Origin of the sequence: Diaphorobacter caeni, assembly GCF_015354245.1 — a bacterium.
Taxonomy (GTDB): Bacteria; Pseudomonadota; Gammaproteobacteria; order Burkholderiales; family Burkholderiaceae_C; genus Diaphorobacter_A; species Diaphorobacter_A caeni.
The window spans coordinates 1-13,113 of record NZ_JADKYZ010000008.1 but is presented as its reverse complement, the minus strand read 5'-3'; the positions used below and the strand labels follow the sequence as shown (position 1 = coordinate 13,113).

Below are 13,113 nucleotides of genomic sequence, written 5' to 3'. Positions count from 1 at the left end.
AGAGGAGGAGCAGGAGTGCCTAAAGCTCCTCGACTCTGCGCGCCGGGTAACTATCCCATGTCTGGCAGCCGGGACACTGCCAGAAATGCTGACGCGCCTCAAAGCCGCAGGCAGCGCAGCGGTAGCGTGTGAGCGGCTTCGCGGCCTGGTCAAGAGATCGTTGCACCTGAGGGTGAAATTGCTCGTTTTCGAGCTTTTCGTCATGGAGCCACTTGGCCGCAGCGACTAGGGAGGACTCGTGTTCGAGGTGGCGCACATACCATTCACGCGAGGTGGCTCCGTTGCCCAGCGCGTTTTCGAGCGAGACGATGCCTTCGAGCAGATCAAGCGAGGGCATGACGTCGTAGCGCTGTTTCAGCAGTTCCTTCACTTCGGTGGCCTTGCCGGTCGCAAGGCTGATCTCGACCATCAGCGGCACCGCCAGAGGCAGCCAGAGCGGTGCGACGTCGGCGAGCTCAAGCAGGATGTCGAGCGCCTCTTGCAGCTGGCCCGAGCGTTGCTTGAGGCGTGCCAGCTCGATGCGCGCGCGGGCCGCCTGCGGGGCCGTCTGCACGGCCTGACGCAGCAGCGCCTCGGCGCCGTCGGTGTCGCCCTGTGCGGACTTGGCGAGTGCCTGTTCGCAGAGAAAGTGGGCCTGGCGCGCGCTGAAGTCGCCCTGATGGGCCTCCTGCATCTTCTGGGTGATCGCCATGGCCTGTGGCCAGTCGCGCGAGCGCTCGTAGATGGCGAGCAGCGCCACGCGCGCCTGCGCCTCGAACGGCGTGCCTTCGAGGCGACGCAGCGCGTCCTCCGCGCGATCCAGCAGTCCGGCCTTGAGAAAGTCGAGCGCGAGGGCATGCTGGGCACGGTCGCGGTCGGCGCGGCTCAGGTCGCCGCGCGAGAGCAGGTGCTCGTGCACGCGCACGGCACGGTTGTACTCGCCCCGGCGGCGGAACAGGTTGCCCAGCGCGAAGTGCAGTTCGGTGGTGTCGGGATCGTTCTGCACGGCCTCGATGAAGGCGTCGATGGCCTGGTCCTGCTGCTCGTTGAGCAGGAAGTTCAGGCCCTTGAAATACGCCTTGGGCGCGCGGCGGTTCTCGTCGCGCAACTGGCGCAGGTCGAAACGCGAAGCCAGCCAGCCGAGCACGAAGGCGACCGGCAGGCCCAGCAGAATCCAGCTGAGATCAAATTCCATGGATGGGGGGCTGCTGCAATGCGGCGTCGTTGACGGGGCTTGGCGCCTGCACGGGCGCCACGGCGCTCGTCTCGGGCTGTGCGCTCTTCTGCGCTGCGGCGCGGTGCTTCCACCAGCGCGGCACCATGCCGAGCACGCCGACGACCACGCCCAGCGTGAACGCGGCCAGCACGATCAGCACCAGCGGCGCGCGCCATTGCGTGCCAAAGAAGAAATGGACGATGGAGTCCTGTTGGTTGTTCAGCGCGAATGCGAACAACGTGAAGAATATGGCTGCCTTGAGCAGCCACAGGAAGTATTTCATGGATGAATCTCTCCGGGGCTGCGGGGATTCTAAAGGGGTTCACACCCCGAGGCGCTATGCGCCTTCCCCCCGTGCTGCGCATTGCCTTGCAATGCGGACAGGAGGATGTGGTCTTTGCTGGGAGACAGCTCTTCCTCGGTGGCTGCCGGCCTGCAGGGCGTCGATTCTTGTCGCCTGTGCAGACTTGGAGCGTGATTCAGGAATCAATCGGTGATGGGTGCCTGGGCTGTGCCCGCTGGCGTGCGCTGGTCGACGGCTTCGCGCAGGGCCTTGCCGGGCTTGAAGTGCGGCACGCGCTTTTCAGGGATGGCGACGGCTTCGCCGCTGCGTGGATTGCGGCCCATGCGGGGCGGACGACGCGTGACGGAGAAACTGCCAAAGCCGCGGATTTCGATTCGGTGACCGCGCACCAGAGCATCGCTGACGGCGTCGAGAATGGTCTTGACGGCGATTTCGGCGTCGCGCTGCGTCAATTGGGTGAAGCGGGCCGCCAGTTCCTCAACAAGGTCAGATCGGGTCATGTAGTTATCGCAAAACTTTGGTGAAACCAAAAAAAAAAGCGGACGCATGGAGCGCCCGCTGTCTTGAGCGACTGCCAGCCGGTTGCAACCAGCCGGACAGTCGTTCATTTCAGTGCCTGCGTGGCAACCGACAGGTGGATTACTTGTCGGAGTTGTCCAGCTTGGCACGCAGCAGGGCGCCGAGGCTGGTCGTGCCAGCGTTTTCCTTGGCGGATTGAGCCGACAGGGAAGCCATGGCTTCTTGCTGGTCAACCTGGTCCTTGGCCTTGATCGACAGCTGGATGTTGCGGGTCTTGCGATCCACGTTCACCACCACTGCGGTCACTTCGTCGCCTTCCTTGAGCACGTTGCGAGCATCTTCCACGCGGTCGCGGGAGATTTCGGAAGCGCGCAGGTAGCCGATGATGTCTTCGCCGAGGTCGATTTCAGCGCCGCGTGCGTCAACGGTCTTGACCTTGCCGGACACGATCTGGCCCTTGTCGTTCACAGTCACGAAAGTCGTGAATGGGTCGCCATCGAGCTGCTTGATACCGAGGGAGATGCGCTCGCGGTCGACATCGACTGCCAACACGATCGCTTCCACTTCCTGGCCCTTCTTGTAGTTGCGAACTGCGGCTTCGCCGGGTTCGTTCCACGACAGGTCGGACAGGTGCACCAGGCCGTCGATGCCGGCAGCCAGACCCACGAACACGCCGAAGTCGGTGATCGACTTGATCGGGCCCTTCACGCGGTCGCCGCGCTTGGTGTTCTGTGCGAATTCTTGCCATGGGTTGGCCTTGCACTGCTTCATGCCCAGGCTGATGCGGCGCTTGTCTTCGTCGATCTCGAGGACCATGACTTCGACTTCGTCACCCAGCGACACGAGCTTGGAAGGAGCAACGTTCTTGTTGGTCCAGTCCATTTCGGAAACGTGCACCAGACCTTCGATGCCTGGCTCGAGTTCCACGAACGCGCCGTAGTCGGCAATGTTCGTGACCTTGCCGAACAGACGTGTGCCCGAAGGATAGCGGCGAGCAACGCCCATCCATGGGTCGTCGCCCATTTGCTTCAGACCCAGAGACACGCGGTTCTTCTCGGTGTCGAACTTGAGGATCTTGGCAGTGATTTCCTGACCGGCTTGCACCACTTCCGAAGGGTGACGCACGCGACGCCATGCCATGTCGGTGATGTGCAGCAGGCCGTCGATGCCGCCCAGGTCCACGAACGCACCGTATTCGGTGATGTTCTTGACCACGCCGTTGACGATGGCGCCTTCCTTCAGCGTTTCCATCAGCTTTGCGCGCTCTTCGCCCATCGATGCTTCCACCACAGCGCGGCGGCTCAGCACCACGTTGTTGCGCTTGCGGTCGAGCTTGATGACCTTGAATTCCAGGGTCTTGTTCTCGTAGGGAGTCAGGTCCTTGATAGGACGTGTGTCGATCAGCGAACCGGGCAGGAACGCGCGGATGCCGTTGACCAGAACGGTCAGGCCGCCCTTGACCTTGCCGGAAGTCGTACCGGTGACGAATTCGCCGGATTCCAGAGCCTTCTCGAGCGACAGCCACGAAGCCAGACGCTTGGCTGTGTCGCGCGACAGGATGGTGTCGCCGTAGCCGTTTTCGATCGAGCCGATGGCCACGGACACGAAGTCACCCACTTGGACTTCGATTTCGCCCTGGTCGTTCTTGAATTCGTCGATTGGCACGTAGGCTTCGGACTTCAGGCCAGCGTTCACAACCACGAAGTTGTGTTCAACGCGCACCACTTCAGCGGTGATGACCTCGCCTGGGCGCATTTCCGTACGCTGCAACGATTCTTCAAATAGGGCGGCAAAAGATTCAGACATGAATTTCCTTGTCCACAAACAGGTTTCCACCGGCACTATTGCCGAATGTTTTTATGGCTGTATGCGGAGGGGTGTGGAGTCAACCACGGGGTTAGAGTTGCAAAAACCACACGGCCGATGCGCCTGCGGCGCGAAGGGGACCGTGTGGGACCAGCTGTGTCAGCTGAGGGCGAAGAATCGACAATTCAAGCGCCGAACGGCTGACGTGCCTGCCACCAGGCAATCACCTGATCCACCGCCTCATCGATGGAAAGATCAGAGTTGTCCAGCACCAGAGCATCCCCGGCGGGCTTGAGTGGCGCGACCGCGCGGTTCTGATCCCGTGCGTCACGCGCTTCCAAGTCTGCGCGAAGAGTGTCGATATTAGCTGAAATCCCTTTAGAAATCAACTGCTTATAGCGGCGTTCCGCGCGGCAGGCCGCCGAAGCCGTCAAAAACACCTTCAAAGGGGCTTCGGGGAAGATCACCGTACCCATGTCGCGGCCGTCGGCGACCAGGCCCGGGAGGCGCTGGAAACTGTGCTGCAGATCCACCAGCGCAAGGCGTACCTGTGCCAGCGCCGAGACCTTGGAGGCGTTCATTCCGGCCTCTTCGGTGCGGATGACGTCGCTCACGTCCTCCTTGCCGAGCCAGATGCGCCCGCCCTCGAAATGCACCGGCAGTTCGCGGGCGAGGGCGGCGATGCGCTCCTCATGGGCGGTGTCGATGACCATGCCGGCCTTGAGGGCGGCGTAGGCGGTGATGCGGTACATCGCGCCCGAGTCGAGAAAGCGGTAACCAAGTTTCTTGGCGACCGCAGCCGCCACGGTGCCCTTGCCGGAGGCGGTGGGACCGTCAATGCAGATCACCGGAATCTGGTCGGTCCGGGCCCGGGCGACGCTGAACAGCGCCTCAAAATAGTCGGGAAAGGTCTTGCCGACGCACTTGGGGTCTTCGATGCGCACCGGAACGCCGGCCGGGTTGAAGGTGGCGAGCGAATAGCACATCGCGACGCGGTGATCGTCGTAGGTGTGGATGCTGGCGGCCTTCCAGTCGGAAACGCTGGCGGGCGGGGTGATGCGCAGATAGTCCGGGCCTTCCTCGATGACCGCACCGAGCTTGCGGCTTTCAATGGCCATGGCGGCGATGCGGTCGGTCTCCTTGACGCGCCAGCTCGCGATGTTGGTGAGCGTGGTCGTGCCATCGGCGAACAGCGCCATCATCGCCAGCGTCATGGCCGCATCGGGGATGTGGTTGCAGTCCATGTTGACGGCCTTGAGCGGCCATGCGCCACGGCGGATGCGCAGCCAGTTCGGTCCGCTTTCGATGTCGGCGCCCATGGCGCGGGCGGCTTCGACGAAGCGGATGTCGCCCTGGATGGAGTCCTGGCCGACGCCCAGCACCCGGATGCCGTCCTGGCCCTCGCTGCTCGGCGCGATCGCACCGAGGGCGATGAAGTAGCTTGCCGAAGAGGCATCGGCCTCCACGTGCAGCACGCCGGGCGACACGTAGCGGCTACCTGCCGCGATGGTGAAGCGCTGCCAGTTGTCGTGCCGCACGACGATGCCGAAGCGCGCCAGCAGCTCGAGCGTGATGTGGATGTAGGGCTTGGAGATCAGCTCGCCGACCACGTCGATGACGATGTCCTGCGTCTTCGCGACCAGCGGCAGCGCCATCAGCAGGGCTGTCAGGAACTGGCTCGAGACATCGCCGCGCACCTTGATCGATTCATCGAGCTTGAGCGGAGGCAGGCCGTCGCCATGCTGAATACGCAGCGGCGGGTAGCCGTCGTTTCCAAGGTAGTCGATGCGGCAGCCGAGCTGGCGCAGCGCGTCGATCAGGTCGCCGATGGGGCGCTCGTGCATGCGCGGCACGCCCTTGAGTTCGAACTCGCCGCCGAGCAGCGAAAGCGCGGCCGTCAGCGGACGCATGGCCGTTCCGGCATTGCCGAGGAACAGGCTGGCGGGGGAGCGCGGCGCCTTGGTGCCAAGGCCGGTGATTCGCACCGTGCCCGCGTCATCGCCCGAGCCCTCCTGCACGTCGCAGCCGATCTGGCGCAGCGCGTCCAGCATCACGCGGGTGTCGTCGGAGGCAAGCAGGTCACGCACTTCGGTCGTGCCCTCGCTCAGGGCGGAGAGCAGCAGCACGCGGTTGGAAATGCTCTTGGAGCCGGGAAGTTGAACGCTGCCGCCTGCGGATTGCAGTGGCGGCAGGTCGAGGTACTCGGTAGTGAACATCGTGGGCCTACAGGTCGTCTTTGCGCTTGCGCTGCGCACCCATGCGCCAGTTGGCGCGCGTGTGGCTGGCGAGAGTGATCAGGTCTTCGAGCGCCTGATCGTCGTTGCCCGAGAGAGCCTGCTCGAACTGCGCGAGCGCCTGCTGGAACTGGCGCGACTGCGCGAGCACCTCGTCGCGATTGGCGCGCAGCACGTCGCGCCACATCTTCGGATCGCTCGCGGCGATGCGGGTGAAGTCGCGGAAGCCGGGGCCGGCGAGCGACAGCAGCTCGTCGGAGCGCTCCTGGTTGGTGAGGCTGTTCATCATCGCGAACGCGAGCATGTGCGGCAGATGGCTGACGGCGGCGAACGCGGCGTCGTGCGCTTCGGGCGACATGTGCGTGACGCGGCAGCCAAGCGCGGTCCAGAGCTCTTCAGCGCGGCGGATCTGCGCGGTCAGCGTGCGCTCGGTCGGCGTGAGGATGACCTGGCGGCCGGTGTAGAGGTCGGCATCGGAATGCTCCACGCCCGCGACCTCGCGGCCCGCGATCGGGTGCGCGGGCACAAAGGATCCGATCTGGTCGCGCAGCGAGGTGCGTGCGGCCTGCACCACGTCGGACTTGGTCGAGCCCACGTCCATCACCAGCATCTGCGGCGTGACGAGGTGCTTGATGGCCTTGAGCGTGGCTTCGGTTGCCGCCACGGGAACGGCGACGAGCACGATGTCGGCACCGGCCACCGCCAGCAGGGCGGAGGGCGCTTCCACATCGATCACGCCGAGCTGGCGTGCGCGCTCGGTGGTCGAGGGCGACTTGCTGTAGCCGACCACGCGATTGACGAGGCCGGCGCGTTTCATGGCCTTGGCGAAGGAGCCTCCCATGAGGCCGCAGCCGATGAGACCTAGTTGTTCAAACATGCTGGTCGACCTCAGGCAGCGGACGTGGGGTAGGTGCCGAGCAGCTTGTAGAACGCGCTGAGCTGCTGCAGCTCGGCCAGCGCCTGCGCCACGTTCGATTGCTCGGGATGGCCTTCGATGTCCACGTAGAAGTAGTACTCCCACTTGCCGGTGCGCGCGGGACGCGACTCGAAGCGCGTCATCGAGACGTTGTGCTTCTTGAGCGGTGCGAGCAGGTCGTACACGGCGCCCGGGCGGTTGGGCACGGAGATGATCAGGCTGGTGCTGTCGTGACCCGACGGTGGCGGGGTGTTCAGCGTGCCGGGCAGGCAGATCACGGCGAAGCGCGTGCGGTTGTAGGCCTCGTCCTGGATCGCATGGGCCACCACGTGCAGGCCGAACTGCTGCGCGGCGCGCTCGCTGGCGATGCCCGCCCAGGTCGGGTTGAGCGCGGCCAGGCGTGCGCCTTCGGCATTGCTCTCCACCGGGCGACGCTCTGCGTGCGGCAGGTGCTTGGACAGCCAGGCCTGGCATTGCGCGAGCGCCTGCGGATGCGCGACGACGACTTCGATTTCCTCGGCGGAATTGGTTGTGCGCAGCAGGTTGTGGCGGATCAGCAGGCTCACCTCGCCGACCACATGGCAGGGCGTGTGCAGCAGCATGTCGAGCGAGCGGGTGACCACGCCTTCGGTAGAGTTCTCGATGCCGACGACGCCGTACTGCGCGCTGCCTGCGGCGGTGGCGTGAAAGACCTCTTCGAAACTGTTGCAGTAAAGCAGGTCTGCCGCGCCGCCGAAATACTGGATCGCCGCTTCCTCGCAGAAGGTGCCTGCCGGGCCGAGCACGGCGACACGCTGGGGCGACTCGAGCGCGAGGCAGGCCGACATGATCTCGCGCCAGATGGCGGCCACGTGCGTGGGCTTGAGCGGGCCGGGGTTGGCGGTCTTGATCTTCTCGATGACCTGGGCCACGCGGTCGGGACGGAAAAACGCCGAGCCTTCTCGCTTCTTGACCTCGCCCACACGCTCCGCCACCAATGCGCGCTGGTTCAGCAGGGCGAGCAGTTGCTGGTCGATGTTGTCGATCTGCACACGCAGGCTGGCGAGATCTGGAGAGGCTTGAGGAGTGGTCATCGTTGCGGAGTCGGTATTCGTAATGTCGGAGGGATGCGTTCCCGCGCCCCGCAGTGGAGCGCAGGCGGGTCGCTGCGGTCAGCTGTGCTTTTGTTCAAATTCTCGCATGTAGGCGATCAGGGCCTCGACGCCCGCCATCGGCATGGCGTTGTAGAGGCTGGCGCGCATGCCGCCCACGGACTTGTGGCCCTTGAGCTGCAGCAGGCCGTGCGCCTTTGCTCCGGTGAGGAAGGCGTCGTTGCGCGACTCGTCATTCAGGAAGAACGGGATGTTCATGCGCGAGCGGCAGTTGGCGGCGACCTTGTTGACGTAGAAGCCCGAGGCGTCGATGTAGTCGTAGAGCGCTTTGGCCTTGGCGGTGTTGCGCAGTTCCATGGCCGCCACGCCGGTGGCATTGCCCTCGCGCTGGTTCTTGAGCCATTCGAAGGTCAGTCCGGCGATGTAGATGCCCCAGGTCGGCGGCGTGTTGAACATCGACGCGTTGTCCGCGACCACCTTGTAGTCGAATGCACTCGGGCAGGCGGGCAGGGCGTGACCAAGCAGGTCTTCGCGCACGACGACGAGCGTGAGACCGGCGGGGCCGAGGTTCTTCTGCGCGCCGCCGAAGGCGAGACCCACCTTGGACCAGTCCACCGAACGCGAGGCGACATGGGAGGAGAAATCGATGACCAGCGGTGCGTCGCTGCCCAGCGCCTTCAGATCGGGCAACTGCTGGAATTCCACGCCGTCGATGGTTTCATTGCTGCAGATGTGCAGGTAGCTGGCACCCCGGCTCAGTTGCCATGTCGCCGGATCGGGCAGGGTGGTGAATCGGCTTTCCTTGCCGGATGCGGCCGTGTGCACTTCCGAGGCGTACTTGCCCGCTTCCTTGAGCGACTTCTGGCTCCACGAACCGGTGACCACGAAGTCCACGGTCGCGCCGCGCGAGAGGTTCAGTGGAACGATGGCGTTTTCGGCCAGACCACCGCCCTGCATGAACAGGATCTTGAACTCTGGGGGCACGGCCATGAGTTCGCGGAAATCGGATTCCGCCTTTTCACAGATCGAGATGAATTCCTTGCCGCGATGGCTCATCTCCATCACGCTCATGCCGCTGCCGTGCCAGTCGAGCATCTCGGCGGCCGCCGTTTTCAGAACTTCTTCGGGAATGGCGGCGGGGCCAGCAGAAAAGTTGTAGGGGCGATTCATCATCCAACCTGAAAAAAGAAAAAGCAGCCTCACGCTGCCAGCGGCCATCGCGCGATGGCCGCCTTGTTGTCGCGATGAGCGGGCCGCTTGCGCCAACCCGCTCTCCGCAGGGGGCATCAAGCGTCGCTGGCCGTGCCTTCGGCACCGCTTTCGTCGCTGTCGGCGTCGCCACCTTCGACCGCATTCGCATCGTTTTCGACGATGCGCTGCAGGCCGCTGAGCTTGGCGCCATCATCCAACGAAATCAGGGTCACGCCCTGGGTCGCGCGTCCCATCTCGCGGATTTCGCCCACGCGGGTGCGCACCAGCACACCGGTGTCGGTGATCAGCATGATCTGGTCATCGGTGTTCACCAGCGTCGCGGCGACCACCTTGCCGTTGCGCTCCGATTGCTGGATCGCGATCATGCCCTTGGTGCCGCGGCCATGGCGGGTGTACTCGCTGATGTGGGTGCGCTTGCCGTAGCCGTTCTCGGTGGCGGTGAGCACGCTTTGCGCGCTGGTGGTGGGCTCTGCGCCTTCAACGGTTTCCGATGTGGACTCCGCATCGGCCACGAGCATGGCGATCACGCTTTGCGTCTCGTCGATGTTCATGCCGCGCACGCCGCGTGCATTGCGGCCCATCGGACGCACGTCGTTCTCGTCGAAGCGCACGGCCTTGCCGCCGTCGCTGAACAGCATCACGTCGTGCTTGCCGTCCGTGAGCGCAGCGCCGATCAGGAAGTCGCCCTCGTCGAGACCCACGGCGATGATGCCGGCCTTGCGGGGGTTGCTGAACTCGTCGAGCGCCGTCTTCTTCACGGTGCCCATGCTGGTCGCCATGAACACATAGTGGTCGGCCGGGAAGCTGCGGTATTCGCCGGTGAGCGGCAGCACCACGTTGATCTTCTCGTCGTCCTGCAGCGGGAACATGTTGACGATGGGGCGGCCGCGCGAACCGCGCGAACCGGCCGGCACTTCCCAGACCTTGAGCCAGTACAGACGGCCCCGGTTGGAGAAGCACAGCAGATAGTCGTGCGTGTTGGCGATGAAGAGCTGGTCGATCCAGTCGTCTTCCTTGGTCGCCGTCGCCTGCTTGCCGCGGCCGCCGCGCTTTTGCGAGCGGTATTCGGACAGCGGCTGGCTCTTGATGTAGCCGGAGTGCGAGAGCGTCACCACCATGTCGGTGGGCGTGATCAGGTCTTCCGTGGAGAGATCCTGTGCGCTGTGCTCGACCTCGGTGCGGCGGGCGCCGAGCTTGGTCTGGCCGAACTCGGTCTTCACCGCGGTGAGCTCTTCGCCGATGATGACCGAGACGCGTTCGGGCTTGGTCAGAATGTCCAGCAGGTCTTCGATGACCGCCATGACTTCCTTGTATTCGGCAACGATCTTGTCCTGCTCCAGGCCCGTCAGGCGCTGCAGGCGCATCTGCAGAATTTCCTGAGCCTGCGTTTCGGAGAGGCGGTAGAGCCCGTCGCTCTGCATGCCGAACTCGATCTCGAGGCCTTCGGGGCGATAGTCGTCGGCGCTGACCACGCCGCCGTCCGCACGCGTGCGGGTGAGCATCTCGCGCACCAGCGAGCTGTCCCACGAACGGGCCATCAGCTCGGACTTGGCGACCGGTGGAGTGGGCGATTCGCGGATGATGCGGATGAAGTCGTCGATGTTGGCGAGCGCAACGGCCAGACCTTCGAGCACGTGGCCGCGATCGCGCGCCTTGCGCAGTTCGAACACGGTGCGGCGCGTGACCACTTCGCGGCGGTGCTGCAGGAACACCTGGATCAGTTCGCGCAGATTGCACAGTTTGGGCTGACCATCGACCAGCGCCACCATGTTCATGCCGAAGGTGTCCTGGAGCTGCGTCTGCTTGTACAGATTGTTCAGCACGACTTCGGGCACTTCGCCGCGCTTGAGCTCAATCACGAGACGCATGCCCGACTTGTCGGACTCGTCCTGAATGTGGCTGATGCCCTCGATCTTCTTTTCGTGCACCAGCTCGGCCATGCGCTCCTGCAGCGTCTTCTTGTTGACCTGATAGGGCAGCTCGTCGACGATGATCGACTGGCGCTGGCCCTTGTCGATGTCTTCGAAGTGGCACTTGGCGCGCATGACGACGCGGCCACGACCGGTGCGGTAGCCTTCCTTCACGCCGTTGATGCCGTAGATGATGCCGGCGGTGGGGAAGTCGGGAGCCGGAATGATCTCCATGAGCTCATCGATGGTCGCTTCCGGATTGCGCAGCATGTGCAGGCAGGCGTCCACCACCTCATTGAGGTTGTGCGGCGGAATGTTCGTCGCCATGCCCACGGCGATGCCGGCCGAGCCGTTCACCAGCAGGTTGGGCAGGCGGCTTGGCAGAACCAGCGGTTCCTGCTCGCTGCCATCGTAGTTGGGGCCGAAGTCGACGGTTTCCTTGTCGATGTCGGCCAGCATTTCGTGGGCGATTTTCGACAGGCGGATTTCGGTGTATCGCATGGCCGCGGCGCTGTCGCCGTCCACCGAGCCGAAGTTGCCCTGACCGTCCACCAGCATGTGGCGCAGAGAGAAGTTCTGTGCCATGCGCACGATGGTGTCGTAAACGGCCCTGTCACCATGAGGGTGATATTTGCCGATCACGTCACCCACGATACGGGCGGACTTCTTGTAAGGACGGTTCCAGTCATTATTGAGTTCGTGCATGGCATACAGAACTCGCCTATGTACTGGCTTCAGGCCATCGCGTGCGTCGGGGAGGGCGCGGCCCACGATCACGCTCATCGCGTAATCGAGGTAACTGCGGCGCATCTCCTCTTCGAGGCTGATGGGCAAAGTTTCTTTGGCAAACTGGGTCATGACAACTGGAATGACTGCGGAAGCCACCATTTTAGGTCCAACGCCATGTTGCGCGCTGGCAACATATCTTCGGGTATTGCGCTGATGTCCTACCGATCATGACCCTCATGTGCAGACCGGACGATGTTACGTATGGCACAATCGTTTCCAACGTTCTTAGTGATGGTCACTGACGACGTCCATGATTCGCAGCGCGGCTGCGGCTTTTTCCCCAAGAGGAGAACCATGAAGAAACTGAACAAAGTGGCGATGTTGTTGGCCTCTGCCGTGCTCGCTACATCTGCTGGCGCTCAAATCAAGGCAGCTGATGGCGGCAAGGTCGTCGACAACTGGCAAAACGGTACTGGCGAGCTGGTCTGGAAGAACGGCACCAACGAACTGTGCTGGCGCGATGCCAACTGGACACCTGCTACCGCTGCCGAAGGCTGCGACGGCGCCCTGCAAAAGGCTGCTGCCGTTACTCCACCTCCAGCTGTCGCTCCTGCTCCAGCACCTGCTGCCGCAACTCCTGCTGCTCCCGCTCCTGCTCCTGCAGTGGCCAGCAAGGTTACCTACGCTGCTGACGCATTCTTCGACTTCGACAAGTCTGTCCTGAAGCCAGAAGGCAAGGCCAAGCTGGATGATCTGGTCTCCAAGGTCAAGAACATCAACCTGGAAGTCATCATCGCCGTGGGTCACACTGACTCCGTCGGTTCCGACGCCTACAACCAGAAGCTGTCGGTTCGCCGCGCTGAAGCCGTGAAGGCATACCTGGTGTCCAAGGGCATCGAAAAGAACCGCGTTTACACCGAAGGCAAGGGCGAAAAGCAGCCAGTCGCAGACAACAAGACTGCAGCTGGTCGCGCCAAGAACCGTCGCGTGGAAATCGAAGTGGTGGGCACACAAGCCGCCAAGTAATCCCTGCGATTGCGATGAAAAGCCCCTCTCGAGGGGCTTTTTTTGGCTATTCGTAAAAGTGGGTTGAAACGGGATCAAAGCTCCCCCGCCTCGATCATGCGGATGAGTGTTGAAATGTCCGCACCGTAGTTCTTGGGCGGCGGCGGTGCTTTGTGTTGGTCGGCCTCCTTG

General features: G+C 63.4%; 10 protein-coding genes. 1 reads left to right on the top strand and 9 read right to left on the bottom strand.

What is annotated here, in order from left to right; all coding sequences use genetic code 11:
* Positions 1-19 precede the first annotated feature (19 nt).
* From lapB to gyrA, 9 genes are all read right to left on the bottom strand, one after another.
* A complete protein-coding gene (gene lapB / locus ISG32_RS18825) occupies positions 20-1,174 on the bottom strand; it encodes a lipopolysaccharide assembly protein LapB (RefSeq protein ID WP_194772578.1) in 1,155 nt (384 codons plus the stop codon).
* Positions 1,164-1,478 carry a LapA family protein gene (locus ISG32_RS18820; RefSeq protein WP_194772577.1) on the bottom strand — a complete coding sequence of 105 codons (315 nt, stop codon included), beginning with the start codon at positions 1,476-1,478 and terminating at the stop codon, positions 1,164-1,166. The genes lapB and ISG32_RS18820 overlap by 11 nt, the downstream gene beginning before the upstream one ends.
* Positions 1,479-1,681: 203 nt before the next feature.
* On the bottom strand, positions 1,682-1,999 hold the full coding sequence (locus ISG32_RS18815) for an integration host factor subunit beta (protein WP_194772576.1): 318 nt from the start codon (positions 1,997-1,999) through the stop codon (positions 1,682-1,684).
* Positions 2,000-2,138: 139 nt separating this feature from the next.
* A complete protein-coding gene (gene rpsA / locus ISG32_RS18810; RefSeq protein ID WP_194772575.1) occupies positions 2,139-3,824 on the bottom strand; it encodes a 30S ribosomal protein S1 in 1,686 nt (561 codons plus the stop codon).
* A gap of 185 nt (positions 3,825-4,009) precedes the next feature.
* Complete coding sequence (locus tag ISG32_RS18805; protein ID WP_194772574.1) at positions 4,010-6,040, bottom strand: bifunctional 3-phosphoshikimate 1-carboxyvinyltransferase/cytidylate kinase; 2,031 nt, start codon at positions 6,038-6,040, stop codon at positions 4,010-4,012.
* A 7-nt stretch (positions 6,041-6,047) separates the two neighbouring features.
* A complete protein-coding gene (locus ISG32_RS18800) occupies positions 6,048-6,935 on the bottom strand; it encodes a prephenate dehydrogenase (RefSeq protein ID WP_194772573.1) in 888 nt (295 codons plus the stop codon).
* 11 nt (positions 6,936-6,946) lie between these two features.
* The gene (gene pheA / locus ISG32_RS18795) at positions 6,947-8,047 is read right to left on the bottom strand and encodes a prephenate dehydratase (protein ID WP_194772572.1); all 1,101 of its coding nucleotides are present in this window, start codon (positions 8,045-8,047) and stop codon (positions 6,947-6,949) included.
* A 78-nt stretch (positions 8,048-8,125) separates the two neighbouring features.
* A complete protein-coding gene (serC, locus tag ISG32_RS18790) occupies positions 8,126-9,235 on the bottom strand; it encodes a 3-phosphoserine/phosphohydroxythreonine transaminase (protein ID WP_194772844.1) in 1,110 nt (369 codons plus the stop codon).
* Between the two features lie 116 nt (positions 9,236-9,351).
* Positions 9,352-12,045, bottom strand: coding sequence for a DNA gyrase subunit A (gyrA, locus tag ISG32_RS18785; protein ID WP_194772571.1), 2,694 nt, complete (start codon positions 12,043-12,045; stop codon positions 9,352-9,354).
* A 225-nt stretch (positions 12,046-12,270) separates the two neighbouring features.
* On the opposite strand from gyrA, the gene ompA reads away from it, so the two are divergent.
* Positions 12,271-12,942 carry an outer membrane protein OmpA gene (ompA, locus tag ISG32_RS18780; protein ID WP_194772843.1) on the top strand — a complete coding sequence of 224 codons (672 nt, stop codon included), beginning with the start codon at positions 12,271-12,273 and terminating at the stop codon, positions 12,940-12,942.
* Positions 12,943-13,113: the final 171 nt, after the last annotated feature.

Excerpts from the sequence above, each read along its gene's own strand:
- ISG32_RS18820 (WP_194772577.1), bottom strand. The coding sequence starts at position 1,478 with ATGAAATACTTCCTGTGGCTGCTCAAGGCAGCCATATTCTTCACGTTG.
- rpsA (WP_194772575.1), bottom strand. The coding sequence starts at position 3,824 with ATGTCTGAATCTTTTGCCGCCCTATTTGAAGAATCGTTGCAGCGTACG.
- ISG32_RS18800 (WP_194772573.1), bottom strand. The coding sequence starts at position 6,935 with ATGTTTGAACAACTAGGTCTCATCGGCTGCGGCCTCATGGGAGGCTCC.
- gyrA (WP_194772571.1), bottom strand. The coding sequence starts at position 12,045 with ATGACCCAGTTTGCCAAAGAAACTTTGCCCATCAGCCTCGAAGAGGAG.
- serC (WP_194772844.1), bottom strand. The coding sequence starts at position 9,235 with ATGAATCGCCCCTACAACTTTTCTGCTGGCCCCGCCGCCATTCCCGAA.
- ISG32_RS18805 (WP_194772574.1), bottom strand. The coding sequence starts at position 6,040 with ATGTTCACTACCGAGTACCTCGACCTGCCGCCACTGCAATCCGCAGGC.
- ISG32_RS18815 (WP_194772576.1), bottom strand. The coding sequence starts at position 1,999 with ATGACCCGATCTGACCTTGTTGAGGAACTGGCGGCCCGCTTCACCCAA.
- lapB (WP_194772578.1), bottom strand. The coding sequence starts at position 1,174 with ATGGAATTTGATCTCAGCTGGATTCTGCTGGGCCTGCCGGTCGCCTTC.
- pheA (WP_194772572.1), bottom strand. The coding sequence starts at position 8,047 with ATGACCACTCCTCAAGCCTCTCCAGATCTCGCCAGCCTGCGTGTGCAG.
- ompA (WP_194772843.1), top strand. The coding sequence starts at position 12,271 with ATGAAGAAACTGAACAAAGTGGCGATGTTGTTGGCCTCTGCCGTGCTC.